This window comes from Microbacterium hanjuni, assembly GCF_043556395.1.
Classification (GTDB): Bacteria; Actinomycetota; Actinomycetes; order Actinomycetales; family Microbacteriaceae; genus Microbacterium.
On record NZ_JBIGIK010000001.1, the window covers coordinates 174691 to 191925 of the forward strand.

The following is a 17235-nucleotide window of genomic DNA, read 5'->3' on the forward strand; positions in this document are numbered from 1 at the left end:
GGCGGGCTACGGCCAGAACGGCTGCGCCTGCTGCGCGAGCTCGCGGAACGACGTCGCGTCGAGGAACGCGTGGGTCTCGCCGATTCCCATCGCGGGCCACTGCAGCACCAGCTCGAGCGTGCCGGCTGGCGGGATCGGCCAGAGCCACAGTTGGTCGTTCGCGGCGTAGGAATGATTGTCGCCTCCGCCCCCGCCGCCGCGGCGGACCAGGGAGAAGTCGGCTGGCGGTGTGGTGGCGTCTCCGCCCGGGCCGAACGGTGGACCGTCGAGGATCTTCTCGGCGTTGCCGAGCACCACGCCGTACCGGAGCCGCGCCGCCGGGGACGCGCCGCTGTGCCAGTGCTCCATGAACGGACCGGCCAGCTTCTGCCATTCCTCGGCGTCGAGGTCGCCGCGGCGCAGGCGCCGTTCGATCTGCAGCTCGACGCCGTCCGAGTACACGGCGGCGCCGACGAGAGCGATTGAGACGTGCTCGGTGGAGGCGAGACGCTCGACGGCCGGGTAGAACGCCGGAATCTCATCGCTCGGCGGATTCCACCACGGGGTGCGATCCCGCGGGGACTCGTCGTACTGCGGCGGATCGGCATCGGGTGGGAAGAACGACATGGCCCCCAGCCGAGCACATCGCGGTGTCCCAGCGCAATGATTCGGGGGGTCCCTCCCGGGGTACGCCACAATCGAAGGGTGCCTCCGACGCCCCTCGCCCTGACCGAGATGCCCGACCCGCAGTTCATCATGAGCGGCGACGGGCTGCGGCTCGCGACCTACACGTGGGGCGAGCCCGATGCCCCGACCGTGCTCGCGGTGCACGGCTTCGGCTCGAGCGCGCGCGACAACTGGGTCAACACGGGCTGGGTGCGCGACCTGCAGAAGGCGGGGTTCCGCGTTCTCGCGGTCGATCAGCGCGGGCACGGGGCGAGCGAGAAGCCGCACGATTCCGGCGCGTACGCGATGGGCACCCTCGCGGCCGACCTCATCACGGTGCTCGACACCTACCTGCTCGACTCGGTGCGCTACCTCGGATACTCCCTCGGCGCGCGCGTCGGGTGGGAGCTCGCCGTCGCCCACCCCGAGTTCGTCGAGCGCGCGGTGCTCGGCGGCATCCCCGACGGCGCTCCGTTGCGGCGGCTCATCGTGCCGCAGGCTCGCGCCTTCATCGACGAGGGCGTTCCGGTCGAGGATGCGGCCACGCAACGCTACGTCGGACTCGCCCAGCGCGTGCCCGGCAACGACCTGCGCGCGCTGATTGCGATCGCCGAGGGGATGACCGCGAACGGCGGCGACCCCGACCCGGCGTCGCCGCCGGAGCAGCCCGTGCTGTTCGCCACGGGCAGCGAGGATCCGATCCTCGAACAGTCGCGCCAGCTCGCCGGCTACGCCCCGCAGGGGGAGTTCCTCGAGATCGAGGGCCGCAACCACGTCAACGCGCCCGGCGCGCGCGCCTTCCGCGCCGCCGGGGTCGAGTTCTTCGAGCGCCCCGCCTGACCGCGCCCGGTGTCAGGTCCGTCCTGGCGCGGTGCGGCGCCGCGTGTGCCGCCCGACCGTTGTCTTGCTCACCGGTGGTGTCGCCTGCTCTGCCGCCCACCCATGTACCGAACGCAGGAAGAACGGCGCCGGGCAGCGCAGGATCCCGGCGTGTCGGCCTTTCGTGCGCGCTTTTCCTGCGTTCGGCACGCGCGGCCGCGGGGACCGCGCCGAGGCCTCGGGGTTCGGTGCGGGAGCGCCCCCCGCGGGTGCCGCGCAGCCCGTGTACCGAACTCAGGAAGAACGGCGCCGGGCAGCCCAGCATCCCGGCGTGTCGGGGCTTCCGGGCGCGTTTTTCCTGAGTTCGGTACGCGCGGTGGTGGGCACGACGCCGAAGGGGACGGATGCCGGCGGGCGAACGCTCGTGGTGTCCGAAGCCCCGCGTACGGTGCCGTCATGGCGGAGCGGGTTGAGTTGTGGTGGGCGCGTCGGCAGTTCTCCCGGGGAGCCGACGTGCCCTATGCCGTCGGCACCTACCGCGAGACGTGGGCGCCGTTTCCGATGCTGATCCGCCAGTACCACCCCGAGCTCAACGCGGGCATCACGCTCTCGCAGATCCCGCCGGCCGCCGACGTGCTGCTGCTGTGGGAGTGCGACGCCGGGCACCGTTTCGTCGCCACGCCCGAGGAGCAGCGCTCCCGCCCCGGCCGCGAGCGCCGCCGTTCGGCGTGGTGCCCCGACTGCTCCGAACTGGCGAAGCCGACGCGCATCCGTACCGCCGACCAGCCGCGCATCCGACCCGCGCCGACGCGGCTGTGCACCAAGACGCCCGACCTGCCGGTGGGTCAGGCGTTCACGAGCGTCTGTGCTCCGAAACCCGCCTCGGCGGTGGAAGCGCGGCTGCGCGCCGACCTCGCCGCGGCGCTCACGGTCACCGAGGGCTACAACGCCGTGCGGGTGCAGCGGCCGTTCTTCGAGCACCTCGAGGTGTGGCCCGACATCCTGCTGCCCGAGCTGCGGGTCGCGATCGAATACGACAGCACCGGTCGCCACGGCCTCGAACACGTCGGCAAGCGCGAAGCCGTGGACCGGCGGAAAGATCGCGCGCTGCGTTCCGCCGGCTGGGAGGTCATCCGCATCCGCACCGGCAAGATGCTCCCGCTCGGACCGTTCGATCTGCAGCTGGCCTCCTGGACGCGCGCCAGAACGCCGTTGCTGTTGGGCGCGCTCGCGAGGATCCGCGGCGAGCTGCTCGTCGACTCCTACCGGCGCTGAGAGCCGGCGGATCGGGCGTCGCGGATCGCGAGCTGCGCGAAGGCCTCGGCCAGTTCGGGCGGCTCGACGACGTCGACGTCGGTGTCGAAGCGGCCCAGCGACGCGGCGAGCGCGATCCACGACCACGACCCGGTGTGCAGGCTGCACCGGCCCTCACCCAGGTCTTCGACCTCCCCGTCGCCGGCGAAGGGGAGCACCTCGGACGCCGATCGGTGCAGGATCACCGTGCCCGTGCACGGCCACCGGTTGCCGCGATTCGAGCCTTTGAAGCGCGCTGACACGAACTCGGTCACGTCGCCGCCCGGCACCGCGCGCGGCGCGAAGCGCGGGCCGGTCGGCGTGCGCGGGGTGATGCGGTCGGCGCGGAAGATGCGCCAGTCCTCGAGCGTGAGATCCCATGCCACGAGATACCAGCGGCCATTGGCGGTGACGAGGTGGTGGGGTTCGACCCGTCGCGGCGCCGGGGTCTCAGCATCCGTCCTCGACCGCGGGCTCGCGTAGTCGAAGCGCAGCACTTCCCGAGCGCGTACGGCCGCGGACAGCGCGAGGAGGACGTCGGAGGCCACCGCCGCGCTCCCGGACGGCATCGCGGTGAACTCCAGCGCGTCGAGACGGTGCCGGAGGCGCGACGGCATGACCTGGCGCACGGTCGTCAGGGCGCGCACCGCGGCCTCCTCGATGCCGGCGCCCGAGAGGGTGGCCGCGCGCAGCGCGACCGCGAGCGCGATGACCTGGTCGTCGTCGAAGAGCAGCGGCGGCAACTCGCTGCCGGCGTCGAGGCGGTAGCCGCCGTCAGGACCCATGGTCGAGTGGATGCTGTAGCCCATCTCGCGCAATCGATCCACATCGCGGCGCACCGTGCGGTGGCTGATCTCGAGTCGGTCGGCCAGCACCGCCCCCGGCCAGTCCCGTCGCGTCTGCAGGAGAGACAGCAGCGCGAGCAGTCGCGAGGTGGTCGTCGTCATTCCTCGAGACTATTCGAGGTCGAGGACCGACCCTGTCCTACTCGGCTGAGAGAGTCAGGGGTGTCCGGGAGAAGCCCGGGCGACGTTCACAGGAGCAGACATGAGCATCATCACGACGACCCACCTCAACTTCCGCGGCGACGCCCGGGCCGCGCTCGAGTTCTACCAGTTGGTCTTCGGCGGCCGACTCACGATCGCCACCTATGGGGACTTCGGCATGCCGCAGGACGCTCCCGGCGCCGACAAGGTGGTCTTCGGCCAGGTCGAGGCCGAAGACGGCTTCCGGGTGATGGGCTACGACATCCCGGGCGCCTCCGGCGGCGCTGCGGCGAGCACGACCCGTCGCGAGAACGGAGTGACCATCACCGATCAGCCGTTCTTCGTGTCGGTCCGCGGCGAGAACCTCGACGAGGTGCAGGCGTACTGGGACAAGCTCTCGGCCGGCTCCGCGGTCGTCGAGCCGCTCGCAGCATCCGCCTGGAGTGCCGGATTCGGCATGCTCACCGACCGTTTCGGGGTGACCTGGATCCTCGACGTCGCAAGCTGAGGGCGCCAGAGCCCGGGGATGCGCGACGTTTGCACGTCCGTTGGGGCGGGAGTCACCTGGTGGGGGCCCTGCGGGCCCGCCGGCCCGGTCGGTCGTGCAATCGTCGCGCCAGCCGGCAGGGGCCCGGACCCGACCCGCCCGTCGGGTCCGGGCTCAGGCCTCGTCGGCGCGGATCGGGCGCACGCGCCACTCCATGCGCACGAGCGCGGCGGCCAGCCGCTCGGCCTCGCGCTCCGCGGTTTCGAGGGAAGCATCCGAACACACGTCGATCGCGATCGGCGGTGGGTCGGCGAACCGCGGGATCTGCACCTCGGCCCAGGCGTTCGGGGCGAGGGGCACGCGCGGCCACGCGGTTCCGGCGTTCTCGACGGCTGCGTCGGCAGCGAAGGCGATGACGTCGAGGGCATCGATCTTCGTGACCGGCATGTCGACGACGAGCGTCACGACGAACGGTCCGCTCGCGGTATCGCGCATTGCCACCTCCGGGCGATCATCCTCGCACGCGGCCGCTCAGAGCGCGTACGACAGCACGAGCACCACGACCGAGAGCGCGAGCATTCCCAGGCAGTTGATCCAGAACGTCTGACCGGTGAAGCGCGCGCGGATGTGGGCCACGGCCGCACAGATGAAGTACGCGACGACCCCGACGTTCGCTGCGAAGCCGACGCCGGGCAGCCAGATGCCCGCGATGAGCCCCGCGACCGCGAGCAGCTTGATCACGATGAGGATCCACCACCACTCCCGAGGAAAGCGAACGCCGTCGAGGCAGTCCCGGATGAACTTCGGCGGGCGCAGCGACATGACCGCATCCGCGAACACCACGACGGCCAGCAGCACGGACGGCCACCACACGTCCGGTGTGAGCGTCATCAGAGGCCTCCTCGCGCCGGCGACGTCGATGCGGATGCTGAGGGCGACCGCCGTGCCAGTATGCCGCCGTCCGTGCCGCCGGGTAAAGGAGCCCGCGACCGCATTTGTCAACACCTCGCCGACGGAGCGCGACTGCGGTTGGCTGAGACCACACCCCGCTGGCAGGAAGGCCTTCTCATGACTGCTTCGACCACTGAACTGAAAAAGCTGAACGAGCTGCTCAAGAAGTTCCGTTTCGCGATGCTCACCACGCACACCACCGACGACAAGCTGACGGCCGTTCCGCTCACCGTTCAGGAGACCGAGTTCGACGGTGACCTCTGGTTCATCATCGGCAAGAACGCGCTGACGGTGCAGCACATCGCCGCCAACCCGAGCGTCGGCGTCTCGTTCAGCTCCAACGACTCGTGGTTGTCGCTCGCCGGCAACGCCCTCGTGGTCGAAGACCTGGCGAAGCTCAAGGAACTGTGGAACCCCGCCGTCGGCGCCTGGTTCCCCGAGGGTCCCGAAGACCCCAACGTCACCCTGCTCAAGGTCGACGCGATCAGCGGTGAGTACTGGGATAGCCCGGGCGGACGCGTCGCGACGCTGGTCTCGCTCGTGAAGAGCAAGGTCACCGGCGACGCCTTCGAGGCCGACAACGAGAAGTTCGACCTCTAAGCCGTGCCCACGATCGCACTCGTCGGCGCCGGCCGCGGCCTCGGTGCCGCGGTCGCGCGCCGCTTCGGCTCGGAGGGTTTCGACCTCGCCCTCATCTCCCGCAACCTCGAGCGGGTGACGAGCCTCGCGGCTGATCTCACGACCGAGGGGTACCCGGCTCGGGGCTACGCCGCGAACGTTCGCGACCCGCGGAGCCTCGCCGCGACGCTCGACCAGGTCACGCATGACATGGGGGCCATCGAGACGCTCGTCTACGCCCCGCTCCCGCAGAAGGAGTTCCTCCGTCCCGTCCTGGAAACGACCGTGCAGGATCTGCAGGGCGCGATCGAGTTCTCGGTGTTCGGACCGGTCGCGGCGGTGCACCAGGTGCTGCAGGGCATGCGCACGATCGGGCACGGCACGATCCTGTTCATCAACGGCGGCAGCGCCGTGCGCCCCACAGCTCTATTCGCGGGCACGTCGATCGCGTTCGCCGGAGAAAGTGCGTATGCGCGGATGCTGCACGACGCCCTCGCGCCTGAGCACATCTACGTCGGGCAACTCATCATCCCCGGCGCGATTTCGGAGGGGCACCCGGAGAAGGATCCCGGCACCCTCGCCGACAAGCTGTGGGGCATGCACGTCGAGCGCAAGCAGTTCCGCGTTTTCGCGGAGCCGATGGATCTCGACTAGCCCGCCAGCCCGACCAGCAGGTTGACGGTGGCAGCAACCACGATGCCGCCGAGCACGAACGACAGCACGGCGTGCCGCAGTGCCTCACGTCTCAGGGGAGCGCTCGTCAGGCTGGTATCGGAGACCTGGTACGTCATCCCGATGGTGAACGCGAGGTAGGCGAAGTCGCGGTACTCGGGCGGCGCCGTCTGGTTGAAGTCGATCCCGGTGCCGCCCGCGCCGTAGTACAGGCCCGCATAGCGCAAGGTGAACAGGATCTGCACCGTAGCCCACGACACGGCGACCGTCGCGAGCGCCGTCGCGGCGAGCCCGAATCGGGCGGCGCCTTCCACGCTCCCCGACTCGAGCAGCAGCAGCACCACGGCGCCGACGCTCGCGATGCTGGCCAGGATGAGCAAGCTCTGCGAGACCGGCTGGGTGGGGTCGTCACGCGTTGCGTGGCGGGCGGTGTCCTTGGGTCCGAGCGTGATGTCGGCCATCCAGATCCAGATGGAGAGAAATCCGGCGGCGACGATCCACCCCACCGCGGGGGCGAAGATCCAGGATCCGAGCAGTCCCGTCGTCAGGGCGACAACGACGAAGATGATGAAAGCCGTGCCGGAGCGCACGCCGGCGCGTCGCCAGTATCCGGAGAACGGCGGGGAGTCGTCCGCTCCGCGAGCCTTCCGGTGCGCCGTGGCCTTCGGCGAGTGCTTGTCCGAGCTTTCCGCATGGGGACTCATCAGATTCGACCTTCTGCAGCGGAGGCAAGCCTCGCGATTCACGAACCCCCAGAATATCGGGCCGGACTCCCGTCGCCGCCTGAATCGAGACTCCGCTCACGCCTCCGGGATCACCCGCGCGAACATCTCCGGGCGGGGCGCATCGGGGTCAGGGCCGCTGCGCACCCCCGTGTCGAGGTCGTCGATGCGTGCCATCTCCTCGCCCGTGAGCTCGAAGTCGAACACGGCGAAGTTCTCGGCGATGCGTGCGGGATTGGTCGATTTGGGGATGACCGACCGGCCCTCCTGGATGCCCCAGCGCAGCATCACCTGAGCCGGGCTCTTGTCGTGCGCGCGGGCGATCTCGGCGATCGTGGGGTCCTGCATGACGTTGCGTCGTTCCTCGCCCCAGGGCCCGGGGTAGAAGGTGATCCCGCCGATCGGCGACCAGGCCTGCGTGAGGACGCCGCGCTCGGCGTCCGCGCGCTGCACGTCGGGCTGCGAGAAGTAGGGGTGCAGCTCCACCTGGTTCACCGCGGGCACGACGGTGGCCTCCTGCATGAGCGAATCGAGGTGGTGCGGCAGGAAGTTGCTCACACCGATCGCGCGCACTTTGCCGTCGGCGAGCAGGGTCTCCAGAGCCCGGTACGACGCGATCGTGGCGTCGAAACGGGCGGGGGCGGGCGCGTGCAGGATCAGAAGATCGAGTGTGTCGACGCCGAGCTTGCCCGTCGCCTTCTCGAACGCGTGCAGGGTCTGGTCGTAGCCGTAGTCGCTGACCCACACCTTGGTCTCGATGAAGATCTCGCCACGGTCGATACCGGATCGTCGGATGCCTTCACCGACCTGCTTCTCGTTGAAGTACGCGGCGGCCGTGTCGATGTGGCGGTACCCGACCTGCAGAGCGGTCTCGACGGCGGCGGCGGTCTCTTCGGGTGAGCTCTGGAACACTCCGAGCCCGAGGGCGGGTATGGTCACGCCGTTGTTGAGGGTGAAGTCGATCATGGGGTCTTCTTTCCGGGTTGCCTGACGTCGTCAACGTTAGAACGGTTGTCGCGCCCGAGGGAGGTGCTGACAGAACCCCGGTGTGGATGCCCTGACACACCCGGGCGCGCCTGTCGAGCGGCTAGGTCCGGGGGGCGAGGAGGGCGAAGGTGGGGGAGTCGAAAGGATCCCGATGAGCGAGAACGACAGCACCCCCGACCGCGCAGCCCACGATGAGGGCCTGAGCCTCGAGGACCAGGAGCGCGTGATCGGGGGCGAGCTCGACGAGCTTCCCCCCGCGCCCGAGGGTGCACCCGACGAGCCGGGAGCCCCCGATCCCGAGGAGATCTTCGTGGCTCCCGAGACGACGGGCCCCTACGCCGATCGCGAGATCGTGCCCGACCGGCGGCTGACCTCCGACTGAGCTCTACCGTTCGGGGGCTTCGTCGCGCAGGTTGACGATCATGCTGCGCAGCGCGCGGCGCGCGCCCGCCTGCTCCGCCGGTGAGAGACCCGCCAGCATCCTGATCTCCACCGACCGCACGGCGGCGGTGGCTTCGGCGAGACTCCGGCGCCCGCGCGTGGTCAGTTCGGTCGGCAGCACCTTGCCGACGCGCGCCTCCGCGGGTCGAGCGACGTAGCCGTCGCGTTCCAGGGCCTGCAGCAGCACGTTCATCGACTGGCGGGTGACGAAGGCCCCGCGGGCGAGCTCGGAGTTGGACAGGCCGGGCCGTTGGGCGAGCAACTCGAGGCAGGAGTAGTGCGTGATGGTCATGCCGAGCGGGCGAAGGACAGCCTCCATCGCCGTGCGCAGAGCGCTCGACGCCTCTTTCAGCAGGTAGCCCAGGGAGGTCTCGAGGTCGATGCCGGCATCGTCTTGACTCATGTCAGTATTCTGACATACGCTTCAATGTGTCAGATAACTGACACTCCGAGCGAAAGAAGCATCCTCATGCCCGTCACCGGCCCCGACTTCATCTCCCTGCAGGTGCGCGATCTCGACGCGTCGCGGGCGTTCTACGAGCGCTACCTCGGTCTCGTCCGGTCGCCGGCGGGCCCGCCGCACGCCGTGGTCTTCGCAACGACCCCGATCGCCTTCGCATTGCGCGATGTGGTCGCCGGCACGGATCTGGCTTCCGTGTCGCAGCCCGGCATCGGCGCGGCGATCTGGCTGCACGGCACCGAGGTGCAGGCGATGCACGACGCTCTCGCCGCCGATGGCCACACGATCGTGGCGGCGCCGATCGACGGACCGTTCGGCCGCACGTTCACGTTCGCCGACCCCGACGGGTACCACCTCACCCTTCACGACCGCGCCTGAGGCTGCGTCTGACCCCGGCCGCGTTGCGACGGGTTCCGTCCGTGGGCCGTACTCAGGAAGAACGGGGGCTCAGGCGCCGGAAAGCCCGTTCCCGGCGTCCTCGGCACCGAGCGTCCTGAGTACGGTACGCCCGGCGGCGGGTGCCACCCGGGCGCCAGACCTGCAGCGCCCGGCCCACCGGCAGCCCGCCCCTCTCGGAGCGCGGCAGGATGGATGGGTGACCGACAACGCGAACTACGAATCCGAAGGCCGCATCGTTCTCGTGCGCCACGGCGAGACCGAGTGGAGCCGCACCGGTCGCCACACCGGCCTCACCGATATCCCGCTGACCGACACGGGTGCGTACAAGGCTGAACTCGCCGGCACGCTGCTCGCTGGTCGGCACTTCGATCTCGTGCTCACCAGTCCCTTGGAGCGGGCGACGGAGACCGCCCGGCTCGCGGGGTTCCCGAATGCTCAACACGATGCGCGACTCGTGGAGTGGGATTACGGCGCCTACGAAGGCCTGACCACGCCCGAGATCGTCGCGAACCTCGGGCACCGGTGGACGGTCTGGGACGACGGGGCACCGGCCGGGGAGACCCCGGGCGAGAGCGTCGCGCAGGTCACCGCTCGTGCGGAGTCACTGCTCGCCACCATCGGCCCGCGCGCTCTCGCGGGCGAGCAGGTGCTGCTGTTCTCCCACTCGCATTTCCTCCGGGCGATGGCGGGGGTGTGGATCGGTCTGACCGCGGCCGGCGGCCGCTACTTCGTGCTGGGCACCTCGGCGGTCAGCGAGCTGGGCTACGAGCACGGCACGCAGGTCATCGAGCAGTGGAACCACGTGCGCGGTCGTTGAGCGGCGTCAGTCGCTGAGGTGATCCTCGAGCACGACGCCCATCAGCACCGAGTCGTGGAACGCCCCCCGGTGGAAGGCCGCGGCCCGCCGCACGCCCTCGCGCACGAATCCGGCTTTCTCGTACGCCCGGATCGCCCGCGTGTTGTAAGCCCACGCTTCGAGCTCGACCTTGTGCACGCCGAGTTCCTCGAACGCGTACCGCAGCATGACCCGGGTGGCGTCCGTGCCGTAGCCGCGGCCGATGAAGTCGGGTCCGATCACGATGGCGAAGCGCGCGATCCGCGTCGGCAGGGCGGCGCCCCACAGGGTCGCGTGCCCGATGAAGGTGCCGTCTGCGTTGTCGATGCTCAGCCCGACGCCGGCCGGCGAATCATTGGTGCTCCACCGGGTGAACATCTCCCGGATGGCCGGGCGCGACTCGGGTCGCACCATGTTCTGCTGCAGCACGGCCCAGTCCGGAAGCATCCGCCAGTCCGTCAGCGTCTCGATGTCGCTGTCGGTCGTCGCGCGCAGGGCCACCTGCTCGCCCCGTAGAAGCGTCGCGCCGTAACGCAGGGCGGAATCGGGGGAGTCGAACACCGGTTCAGTCACACCGGAACGCTATCGAACGGGCTCGTTCTTCTCGTCGTAGCGGTCCCAGGATGCTGCGACCTGCCCGAAGTGCTCGATCGACCACTGTTCGAGTGCCTTGAGCGGTTCGCGCAGTGTCTCCCCGGCAGGGGTGAGGGCGTACTCGACGCGAGGAGGAACCTCCGCGTAGACGGTGCGGGTGACGAGGCCGTCGCGCTCGAGGCCGCGAACGGTCTGCGTGAGCATCTTCTGCGAGATGCCCTCGACCGAGCGCCGGATGTCGGAGAAACGCCGCGGCCCCTCGCTGAGGGTGCCGATGATGAGCACCGTCCAGCGGTCGCCGATCCGATCCAGCAGGCGCCGACTCGGGCACCCCTCGGCGTAGGGATTGAGTTCGAAATCGGCCGTCGTGGAGTCGGCAGCGGATGCATGAGTTACCAAAAAGTGCCTACTTCCCGAAAGTGACTATCGGACCTAGCGTAGCCAATGCACAACGAAACACCACCCCTGAAGGAGCACGTCATGACCCGAATCACCGTCATCGGAGGCACCGGCTACGCCGGCAGCAACATCGTCCGCGAGGCCGCCTCGCGCGGTAACGAGGTGACGGTCTACAGCCGCACCGAGCCCACCGGCGACGCCCGCATCGCCGGTGTCACCTACAAGGCCGGCTCGATGCTCGACGCCGCGGTCCGCGAACAGGCCGTCGCCGGTGCTGACGTCGTCGTGTCGACCCTCTCGCCCCGCGGTGAGCTCGACGGCAAGATCATCGAGGTCGACCGCGAACTCGCACGGCTCGCGGCGGCGAACGGCGCTCGTTTCGTGATCGTCGGCGGGTTCAGCTCGCTGCGCCCCGCCGAGGGTGCACCGCGCTTCGCCGAGGGCGACGACATCCCGCCGCAGTTCGCCAGCGAGGCGAAGCAGATGAACTCGATCCTGACTGAGCTGCTCGACGCGCCCGAGTCGCTCGATTGGGTGTTCTTCTCCCCGGCTCAGCAGTTCGGCTCGTACGTTCCCGGCGAGGCGCTCGGTCGTTACCGCCTCGGGGGAGACGTGGCGTTCTTCGACGAGAACGGTGTCTCCGCCGTCAGCGGCCCCGACTTCGCGCTCGCGATCGTCGACGAGATCGACCGTCAAGAGCACAAGCGCCAGCAGGTGAGCGTCGCCTACTGACCTTCGCTCCCGGGGCGCGGGCCGCCCGCCGGCCCCACCTCCCGCGGCGGCAAAACCTCCCGCGGCGGCGCCACTTCCCGCGGTGGCACAACTTCGGAGGTTTGGGACGACACGCCGGGTAGACCCCCGGTCGCGCCCGCGTGTCGCCCAGTTTCTCCGAAGTTGTGCGCCGCCGCGGCCAGCGCCTCCGGCGGTTCCTCCCACCGGCGAATGTGCCCGGGTTCGAACCGGGCCCCCACTAGCCTCGAAGGGTGGCGCATCGAGGCATCTTCGTGGGGATCGAGATCGACGCCCCTCTCGAGCAGGTCTGGGCACTGACCCAGGATGCTGAGGAGCACGGCCGGTGGGATCTGCGTTTCTCCACCATCGAGCCCGCCGGCGTCAGCGAGGACGGCGCGATGAGCTTCACCTACACCCGGCGCGTGCCCTTCCACACAGTGGCCGGCGTCGGGGTCAGCCTGGGGGAGCGGTCGCGGCCGGATGGCACCCGCACTTCGGCGCTGCGGTTCTCCACCTCCGACCCGCTGTCGCCGATCCGTGCCGGCCGCGGATACTGGCGGTATGCGCCCGTCGACAGCGGCGCCACGCGCTTCATCACGGGGTACGACTACACCCCGGGGTGGGGCCGCCTCCTCGACCGAATCGTCCGGCCGCTGCTGGGCTGGGCGACCGCGTGGAGTTTCGATCGCCTGCGCATTTGGATCGAACGCGGAGAGGAACCCGAGAGGTGGCCGCTGCAGAGCGTGCTGTGGTTCTGGAACCCGCATCGGCCCCGAGCATCCCGCTGTCTCCGCGCCCCGGCAGGCGGGTCCCGAGGCGACGACCATCTCCGCGACGCGCCCGCCACCCTCGCGACGCTCCGCGACCCGGCGGCGACCCGATGAGCTCCATCTTCGAGCGGGCCATGGGTGCCGATTTCGAGCGCCTGCACCCGATGCTGCAACGCCGTTTCGGTGTCGGACTGAAGAGCGGCGAGGCGTGCATCGGCCGCGGCGTCATGACCCAGATCCGACGCGGGCCGTGGTGGACGGTGCCCTTCTTGCAGATCGGGCGGCTGCGCAACATCCTGATCCCCGACACGGGAACCGACATCCCGTTCGTCGTGGAGAACTATCCCTACCGCGACCCGTCCGGCCGCGAGACCGTCACGTTCGTCCGGGAGTACACGATCGGCCGGCATTGCAGCCGCTTCGACGCCACCATGGTGCTCGCGAACGGACGCATCCTCGACTACCTCGGCACGCACCAACACCTCGCCGTCGACCTCGATCTGACGGTCGACGACACGGGGGCGCTCGTGCTCACCTCCAACGCGCAGCGCTTCTATGAGGGACCGATCGCGTTCCGGTTCCCCATGCTGTTCAGCGGCCGCGCGCGCCTCCGGGAATCGTTCGACGACGAAACCGGCACCTTCCACGTCGACCTTGAAGTGCACAACGACCGACTCGGATTCCTCTTCGGATACCGGGGGTCCTTCGTCTGCGACTGGGTCCCCGCGATGGACGCGCCCGACCGCTTGAAGCCGAAACGTCACGAGAACCGCATCTAGCCCGAGGCTCCGGGATGATGAGGGGATGCTTGCGTCGGTCTCTCTCCCTGTCGATCTGCCGGTCCGCGATGGGGTGGTCACCGTCCGGCATGCCGGTCCGCATCACCTCGACGACATCATGCGTCTGCTCTCCGACGACCCGATCAGCGCCGGACGAGGGGATGCTGGCGACCCGGCCGACCGAGGACTGTACGGTCGAGCCTTGGCCCGGATCATCGACAAACCGGCGAACGAGATCGTGGTCGCCGTCGATTCCGACGAACGCGTGGTCGGTACGCTGCAGCTCACGGTGATCCCGGGGATGGCGCGTCGCGGAAGCACGCGCGTGCTCGTCGAAGCGGTGCGGGTCGCCAGCGACGAGCGCTCGCGCGGAATCGGCGCTGCGATGATGCGCTGGGTCACCGAGAGTGCAGCGCCCGCCGTCGGCGCCGGCCTGGTGCAGCTCACCTCCGACGCGGCGCGCGTCGACGCACATCGGTTCTACCTACGACTGGGATTCACCGACTCGCACATCGGCTTCAAGTACGGCATCCCGGACTGACCTGCGCGCCCCGGCAGAGGAGCTGAAGCGTCAGCGACTCACTGGTCCGGGCCGGACGGTTCCGCCGGTTGCCGCCGGCCAAGACGGCTGCCGGCCAAGAACGACAGCACGAGAAGTCCGAGCGTGAACACCGCCACCCCGGCCGCCGTGGTGCGGGACAGGAAGAACGAGTCTCCACCCGCCGCGTAGGTCGTGTTCGACAGCGGCTGGTAGGCGAACCACCCGAAAGAGACGGGAGTCATCACGCCCACGATGATCGTGACGGCCCCGGCTAGAAGGAGTGCGCCAGCGATCACCCACCCCAGGATCCCGCGCGCGCTCGGTGCCAGCATCCTCTGACCCTATCCATCGCCCCGGCCGGCCCTTCCCGACCATCCCTGACTCGAGTCCATCCGCCGCACAACTTCGGAGATCCAGGCCGACACGCCCGGCCGGGGCTCCGCCCTCCCGGCGTGTCGCGCCAAGTCTCCGAAGTTGTGCGCCGCTGGCAGGTGATGAACTGCGGCGGACGGCCACACCACCGCCGGTCCTCGACCCGCGCTCCTCGACCGTCCCCGGTCCGCAACCCCGCCCGCCGCCGCACGACTTCGGAGATTCATCCCGACACGCCCGGCCGGGGCGCCGCCGCCTCGGCGTGTCGCCCAAAACTTCCGAAGTTGTGCGCCGCCGGGGGAGATGAGCGACCGCGGAAGGTGCGACCTCGCGCCCCTTTCCGCCCTCCAGGACCACCCCCGGTCCGCAACCCCGCCGCACAACTTCGGAGATTCAGCCCGACACGCCCGGCCGGGGCCCCGCCGCCTCGGCGCGTCGCCCAAAACCTCCGAAGTTGTGCGCCTCCCGGCGCCTGATGAACGGCGCCGCCGGGGCGAAAGGGACAGAGGCAGGAGGAACGCATGCGCGGCAACGGCCGTACCGTGGGCGGATGGACGAACTGACGTATACGGAGGTCGGTGCCACGGCGGGTGAGTTGCCGCCCGGCTATTACCACGTGCGCGCCCAGCGCATCGTCGGTCACGGCGAGGAGGACTTCGCGCGAGCGGCGGACGATCTCTTCGCCGGTCTCGTGCAACGTCGGGCGGGAGCGAGTATCCGGCTTTCGGAAGTGCCGCTTCGCACGGGCTCGCACGTCGAGATGCGGCTGCGTCTCGGGCCGTTCGCGTTCACGATCCCGTGCCTCGTCGTCTGGGCGGAGCGCACCGCCGAGTTCTGCGGCTTCGCCTACGGCACGCTGCCCGGTCACCCCGAACGGGGCGAAGAGCGGTTCGAGCTGCGACTCCTCGCCTCCGGCGACGTGCTCTTCTCGATCGTGGCCTTTTCTGCGCCCGGCCGCTGGTTCACCCGGCTCGGCGGGCCCATCGCGCGCAACGTCCAAGCGCGATGGACACGCCGTTATCTGGCCGCGCTCGGGCCCCGCCGTCCGTGACGTCGAGCGGTGTGCGCCTGGCCGCTAGCCGGCACTCCGCCGGACGGCTTGCATCGCGGCCGACGGATAAGGCTGGCCGACGTAGGCGGTGAGCAGCACCATGAGCTGCGTCAGCCCGTCATCGTCGAGCCCGTTGCGGCGGGCGAGACCGAGATAGACGTCGAGTCGTGAATCGCTGACATCGCTTGCCACCAGGGCGCTGATGACGGCGATGCTTCGGTCGCGATCGGTGAGCTCATCGCCGTGCCAGCCCGGCCCGCCTGCCGCTTCGTAAGCTTCCGCCGTGTAGTCGGCGCCGGCGCGTTCGGTCATGAGGCGCTCGGCGGTCTCCTCATCGACGTCGAAGTTGCGGGCGTAGACGGCTCGTCCTCTTTCCGCCCGTGGGGTGCGTACCGCGCCGCTCATGCGACGCTCGCTGCAGAGGTCGCGAGGAGGGGAATGCCGGCGTATCCGCGGGCATCGTGGGCGGGGACGACCTGAACACGGTCCTGGATCGAGATGATGCGACCCATGTCGCGACGGATCTGCTTCGAATCGCTATCGGCGAGGATGCGCATCATCAGCGGCTTCTCGAGCCGGCCGGTGATGCCGTCGAGCTGCCAGGTCAGGTCGCCGATGAACGCATAACGCTGTCCCAAGGGCAGGGTGACGAAGACGATGACCGATCCGGTCGTGTGACCGGCCGCGGGAACGATGACAACCGATCCGTCGCCGTAGACATCGAAGCTCGCCGGGAACCCGAGGTAGGCCGGTCCGTCGAAGGCGTATTCGTGAAACTCGTGGCCCTCGGACACGGCCTGAAAGACCCTGTCGCTCTGGGAGTCCGCGGCGTATTTCCTCTCCGCGGCCGTCACCCAGATCGGAACGTCGAGCGAGTCGAGCCCGCTGACGTGATCCCAGTGCGAGTGCGTGAGCAGCACTCCTCGCAGCTTCTTCTGGTCGTAGCCGATCGCGCGCAACTGCGCGTCTGCGGTCTCGGCGAGATCGTGCGGCGCGCGGCGGAACGAGGGCAGCGTATCGATGTGCGCGTCAGCGTTCGCTCCGAATCCGGCGTCGATGAGCAGGTCGCCGTGCGGATGCTGGATGAGAACGGCGGTGGATGCGAAGGGGCGCTGCTGGCTGAAGGAGCCGCCGGCGACGGCGAAGGCGGCTCGCGTGAGGTAGCTGCCGGTGGGGATCTGGAAGATCTTCATCTCGGCGGGTGGCGTCGCAGCCGGAAGCGGGCCGGTCATCCGCGGCGGTTCGGGCAGTTGCGAGGTGATGGGCGCGAGCCGCCAGCGCCCCCATGCCACGACACCCGCCGCGGCTGCCAGGACGAGATTGCCGACGATCTCGGACGCCTCACCGCGAAGCAGGTAGAAGACGACGGCGGAGAGCATCAGGAGAACGACGGAGATCGCCGCGACCACCGTCGTTCGCGGAGCGATGCGCGTGAGTGAGGGGAGAATCACGCCGATCCCGCCGAGCACATCGAGCACCGAGGTGATCGTGTACAGCAGGGGAGCGTCGGCGGCCCACGGGAACATCGCAACCGCCTGATCGAAGGGGAGTGAGAGCTTGAGCGCGCCCGCAGCGACGAGCGAGATCCCCAGCATCCATTGAATGACCCACAGCGTGTAGTGAACGCCCCGGTGTCGGGGAGTGGAGGGAGCGGACATGGCATCCTTTCGAGGGAGCAAGTG

The 17235-nt window shown here is 69.5% G+C and carries 25 protein-coding genes; 13 read left to right on the forward strand and 12 right to left on the reverse strand.

All coding sequences use genetic code 11. From position 1 onward, the window contains the following. Window positions 1-6: 6 nt before the first annotated feature. The gene (locus tag ACFXP5_RS00945) at window positions 7-606 is read right to left on the reverse strand and encodes a hypothetical protein (protein WP_394543143.1); all 600 of its coding nucleotides are present in this window, start codon (window positions 604-606) and stop codon (window positions 7-9) included. 108 nt (window positions 607-714) lie between these two features. Between ACFXP5_RS00945 and ACFXP5_RS00950 the strand changes: the two genes are divergently transcribed. Together ACFXP5_RS00950 and ACFXP5_RS00955 are read left to right on the forward strand one after the other, a co-directional pair. Continuing rightward, window positions 715-1485 (forward strand): alpha/beta fold hydrolase, encoded by a 771-nt coding sequence (locus tag ACFXP5_RS00950; RefSeq protein WP_394527543.1) that lies wholly within the window; start codon window positions 715-717, stop codon window positions 1483-1485. A 435-nt stretch (window positions 1486-1920) separates the two neighbouring features. Then, on the forward strand, window positions 1921-2739 hold the full coding sequence (locus ACFXP5_RS00955; RefSeq protein ID WP_394543145.1) for a zinc-ribbon domain-containing protein: 819 nt from the start codon (window positions 1921-1923) through the stop codon (window positions 2737-2739). Here the strand turns inward: ACFXP5_RS00955 and ACFXP5_RS00960 are convergent. Further along, window positions 2727-3704 carry a helix-turn-helix transcriptional regulator gene (locus ACFXP5_RS00960; protein ID WP_394543146.1) on the reverse strand — a complete coding sequence of 326 codons (978 nt, stop codon included), beginning with the start codon at window positions 3702-3704 and terminating at the stop codon, window positions 2727-2729. The genes ACFXP5_RS00955 and ACFXP5_RS00960 overlap by 13 nt on opposite strands. Before the next feature lie 100 nt (window positions 3705-3804). Between ACFXP5_RS00960 and ACFXP5_RS00965 the strand changes: the two genes are divergently transcribed. Beyond that, entirely contained in the window at window positions 3805-4251 is a 447-nt protein-coding gene (locus tag ACFXP5_RS00965) for a VOC family protein (RefSeq protein WP_394543147.1), read from the forward strand. A 153-nt stretch (window positions 4252-4404) separates the two neighbouring features. Here the strand turns inward: ACFXP5_RS00965 and ACFXP5_RS00970 are convergent, their stop codons facing one another. Continuing rightward, window positions 4405-4725, reverse strand: a complete 321-nt coding sequence (locus tag ACFXP5_RS00970) for a hypothetical protein (protein ID WP_394544158.1) — start codon at window positions 4723-4725, stop codon at window positions 4405-4407. Window positions 4726-4761: 36 nt separating this feature from the next. Beyond that, a complete protein-coding gene (locus ACFXP5_RS00975) occupies window positions 4762-5121 on the reverse strand; it encodes a DoxX family protein (protein WP_394543149.1) in 360 nt (119 codons plus the stop codon). Between the two features lie 177 nt (window positions 5122-5298). On the opposite strand from ACFXP5_RS00975, the gene ACFXP5_RS00980 reads away from it, so the two are divergent. Both ACFXP5_RS00980 and ACFXP5_RS00985 read left to right on the forward strand, forming a co-directional pair. Then, window positions 5299-5781 (forward strand): pyridoxamine 5'-phosphate oxidase family protein, encoded by a 483-nt coding sequence (locus tag ACFXP5_RS00980; protein ID WP_394543150.1) that lies wholly within the window; start codon window positions 5299-5301, stop codon window positions 5779-5781. Window positions 5782-5784: 3 nt separating this feature from the next. After that, on the forward strand, window positions 5785-6453 hold the full coding sequence (locus ACFXP5_RS00985) for an SDR family NAD(P)-dependent oxidoreductase (RefSeq protein WP_394543151.1): 669 nt from the start codon (window positions 5785-5787) through the stop codon (window positions 6451-6453). Here the strand turns inward: ACFXP5_RS00985 and ACFXP5_RS00990 are convergent. Both ACFXP5_RS00990 and ACFXP5_RS00995 read right to left on the reverse strand, forming a co-directional pair. Continuing rightward, window positions 6450-7175, reverse strand: a complete 726-nt coding sequence (locus ACFXP5_RS00990; RefSeq protein ID WP_394543152.1) for a DUF1345 domain-containing protein — start codon at window positions 7173-7175, stop codon at window positions 6450-6452. The genes ACFXP5_RS00985 and ACFXP5_RS00990 overlap by 4 nt on opposite strands. 96 nt (window positions 7176-7271) lie before the next feature. Beyond that, on the reverse strand, window positions 7272-8159 hold the full coding sequence (locus ACFXP5_RS00995) for an aldo/keto reductase (protein ID WP_394543153.1): 888 nt from the start codon (window positions 8157-8159) through the stop codon (window positions 7272-7274). A gap of 172 nt (window positions 8160-8331) precedes the next feature. On the opposite strand from ACFXP5_RS00995, the gene ACFXP5_RS01000 reads away from it, so the two are divergent. After that, entirely contained in the window at window positions 8332-8562 is a 231-nt protein-coding gene (locus tag ACFXP5_RS01000; RefSeq protein WP_394526227.1) for a hypothetical protein, read from the forward strand. Window positions 8563-8565: 3 nt separating this feature from the next. Here the strand turns inward: ACFXP5_RS01000 and ACFXP5_RS01005 are convergent, their stop codons facing one another. After that, a complete protein-coding gene (locus ACFXP5_RS01005) occupies window positions 8566-9024 on the reverse strand; it encodes a MarR family winged helix-turn-helix transcriptional regulator (RefSeq protein WP_394543154.1) in 459 nt (152 codons plus the stop codon). A 66-nt stretch (window positions 9025-9090) separates the two neighbouring features. Between ACFXP5_RS01005 and ACFXP5_RS01010 the strand changes: the two genes are divergently transcribed. Together ACFXP5_RS01010 and ACFXP5_RS01015 are read left to right on the forward strand one after the other, a co-directional pair. Then, a complete protein-coding gene (locus tag ACFXP5_RS01010) occupies window positions 9091-9459 on the forward strand; it encodes a VOC family protein (RefSeq protein WP_394543156.1) in 369 nt (122 codons plus the stop codon). A 217-nt stretch (window positions 9460-9676) separates the two neighbouring features. After that, window positions 9677-10297, forward strand: coding sequence for a histidine phosphatase family protein (locus ACFXP5_RS01015; protein WP_394543157.1), 621 nt, complete (start codon window positions 9677-9679; stop codon window positions 10295-10297). Between the two features lie 6 nt (window positions 10298-10303). Here ACFXP5_RS01015 and ACFXP5_RS01020 read toward each other — a convergent pair whose 3' ends face one another. Next, window positions 10304-10888 (reverse strand): GNAT family N-acetyltransferase, encoded by a 585-nt coding sequence (locus ACFXP5_RS01020; protein WP_394543158.1) that lies wholly within the window; start codon window positions 10886-10888, stop codon window positions 10304-10306. Window positions 10889-10897: 9 nt separating this feature from the next. Continuing rightward, window positions 10898-11308: a winged helix-turn-helix transcriptional regulator gene (locus tag ACFXP5_RS01025; protein WP_394543159.1), complete on the reverse strand. Its 411-nt coding sequence runs from the start codon at window positions 11306-11308 to the stop codon at window positions 10898-10900. Window positions 11309-11389: 81 nt separating this feature from the next. Here ACFXP5_RS01025 and ACFXP5_RS01030 point away from each other — a divergent pair, with 81 nt between their 5' ends. From ACFXP5_RS01030 to ACFXP5_RS01045, 4 genes are all read left to right on the forward strand, one after another. Next, complete coding sequence (locus tag ACFXP5_RS01030) at window positions 11390-12040, forward strand: NAD(P)-dependent oxidoreductase (protein ID WP_394543161.1); 651 nt, start codon at window positions 11390-11392, stop codon at window positions 12038-12040. 251 nt (window positions 12041-12291) lie between these two features. Beyond that, window positions 12292-12924 carry an SRPBCC family protein gene (locus ACFXP5_RS01035; RefSeq protein ID WP_394543162.1) on the forward strand — a complete coding sequence of 211 codons (633 nt, stop codon included), beginning with the start codon at window positions 12292-12294 and terminating at the stop codon, window positions 12922-12924. Continuing rightward, window positions 12921-13589 (forward strand): DUF4166 domain-containing protein, encoded by a 669-nt coding sequence (locus ACFXP5_RS01040; RefSeq protein ID WP_394543163.1) that lies wholly within the window; start codon window positions 12921-12923, stop codon window positions 13587-13589. The genes ACFXP5_RS01035 and ACFXP5_RS01040 overlap by 4 nt, the downstream gene beginning before the upstream one ends. Before the next feature lie 25 nt (window positions 13590-13614). Further along, window positions 13615-14130: a GNAT family N-acetyltransferase gene (locus ACFXP5_RS01045; RefSeq protein ID WP_394543164.1), complete on the forward strand. Its 516-nt coding sequence runs from the start codon at window positions 13615-13617 to the stop codon at window positions 14128-14130. Window positions 14131-14168: 38 nt separating this feature from the next. On the opposite strand, the gene ACFXP5_RS01050 is transcribed toward ACFXP5_RS01045, so the two are convergent. Then, window positions 14169-14462 (reverse strand): hypothetical protein, encoded by a 294-nt coding sequence (locus ACFXP5_RS01050; protein ID WP_394543165.1) that lies wholly within the window; start codon window positions 14460-14462, stop codon window positions 14169-14171. A gap of 590 nt (window positions 14463-15052) precedes the next feature. Between ACFXP5_RS01050 and ACFXP5_RS01055 the strand changes: the two genes are divergently transcribed. Then, on the forward strand, window positions 15053-15553 hold the full coding sequence (locus ACFXP5_RS01055; protein WP_394543167.1) for a DUF1990 family protein: 501 nt from the start codon (window positions 15053-15055) through the stop codon (window positions 15551-15553). Window positions 15554-15577: 24 nt separating this feature from the next. On the opposite strand, the gene ACFXP5_RS01060 is transcribed toward ACFXP5_RS01055, so the two are convergent. Together ACFXP5_RS01060 and ACFXP5_RS01065 are read right to left on the reverse strand one after the other, a co-directional pair. Further along, window positions 15578-15958, reverse strand: coding sequence for a carboxymuconolactone decarboxylase family protein (locus tag ACFXP5_RS01060; RefSeq protein ID WP_394543168.1), 381 nt, complete (start codon window positions 15956-15958; stop codon window positions 15578-15580). After that, on the reverse strand, window positions 15955-17211 hold the full coding sequence (locus tag ACFXP5_RS01065) for an MBL fold metallo-hydrolase (protein ID WP_394543169.1): 1257 nt from the start codon (window positions 17209-17211) through the stop codon (window positions 15955-15957). The genes ACFXP5_RS01060 and ACFXP5_RS01065 overlap by 4 nt, the downstream gene beginning before the upstream one ends. Between the last annotated feature and the right edge of the window lie 24 nt (window positions 17212-17235).

Bases quoted from the DNA above. Each gene is read 5' to 3' on its own strand.
- ACFXP5_RS01065 (WP_394543169.1), bottom strand. From the start codon at position 17,211: ATGTCCGCTCCCTCCACTCCCCGACACCGGGGCGTTCACTACACGCTG.
- ACFXP5_RS00980 (WP_394543150.1), top strand. From the start codon at position 5,299: ATGACTGCTTCGACCACTGAACTGAAAAAGCTGAACGAGCTGCTCAAG.
- ACFXP5_RS00960 (WP_394543146.1), bottom strand. From the start codon at position 3,704: ATGACGACGACCACCTCGCGACTGCTCGCGCTGCTGTCTCTCCTGCAG.
- ACFXP5_RS01055 (WP_394543167.1), top strand. From the start codon at position 15,053: ATGGACGAACTGACGTATACGGAGGTCGGTGCCACGGCGGGTGAGTTG.
- ACFXP5_RS01010 (WP_394543156.1), top strand. From the start codon at position 9,091: ATGCCCGTCACCGGCCCCGACTTCATCTCCCTGCAGGTGCGCGATCTC.
- ACFXP5_RS01060 (WP_394543168.1), bottom strand. From the start codon at position 15,958: ATGAGCGGCGCGGTACGCACCCCACGGGCGGAAAGAGGACGAGCCGTC.
- ACFXP5_RS00945 (WP_394543143.1), bottom strand. From the start codon at position 606: ATGTCGTTCTTCCCACCCGATGCCGATCCGCCGCAGTACGACGAGTCC.
- ACFXP5_RS00955 (WP_394543145.1), top strand. From the start codon at position 1,921: ATGGCGGAGCGGGTTGAGTTGTGGTGGGCGCGTCGGCAGTTCTCCCGG.
- ACFXP5_RS01000 (WP_394526227.1), top strand. From the start codon at position 8,332: ATGAGCGAGAACGACAGCACCCCCGACCGCGCAGCCCACGATGAGGGC.
- ACFXP5_RS00970 (WP_394544158.1), bottom strand. From the start codon at position 4,725: ATGCGCGATACCGCGAGCGGACCGTTCGTCGTGACGCTCGTCGTCGAC.
- ACFXP5_RS01030 (WP_394543161.1), top strand. From the start codon at position 11,390: ATGACCCGAATCACCGTCATCGGAGGCACCGGCTACGCCGGCAGCAAC.
- ACFXP5_RS01050 (WP_394543165.1), bottom strand. From the start codon at position 14,462: ATGCTGGCACCGAGCGCGCGCGGGATCCTGGGGTGGGTGATCGCTGGC.
- ACFXP5_RS00965 (WP_394543147.1), top strand. From the start codon at position 3,805: ATGAGCATCATCACGACGACCCACCTCAACTTCCGCGGCGACGCCCGG.
- ACFXP5_RS00990 (WP_394543152.1), bottom strand. From the start codon at position 7,175: ATGAGTCCCCATGCGGAAAGCTCGGACAAGCACTCGCCGAAGGCCACG.
- ACFXP5_RS01040 (WP_394543163.1), top strand. From the start codon at position 12,921: ATGAGCTCCATCTTCGAGCGGGCCATGGGTGCCGATTTCGAGCGCCTG.
- ACFXP5_RS01005 (WP_394543154.1), bottom strand. From the start codon at position 9,024: ATGAGTCAAGACGATGCCGGCATCGACCTCGAGACCTCCCTGGGCTAC.
- ACFXP5_RS00950 (WP_394527543.1), top strand. From the start codon at position 715: ATGCCCGACCCGCAGTTCATCATGAGCGGCGACGGGCTGCGGCTCGCG.
- ACFXP5_RS00975 (WP_394543149.1), bottom strand. From the start codon at position 5,121: ATGACGCTCACACCGGACGTGTGGTGGCCGTCCGTGCTGCTGGCCGTC.
- ACFXP5_RS00995 (WP_394543153.1), bottom strand. From the start codon at position 8,159: ATGATCGACTTCACCCTCAACAACGGCGTGACCATACCCGCCCTCGGG.
- ACFXP5_RS01045 (WP_394543164.1), top strand. From the start codon at position 13,615: ATGCTTGCGTCGGTCTCTCTCCCTGTCGATCTGCCGGTCCGCGATGGG.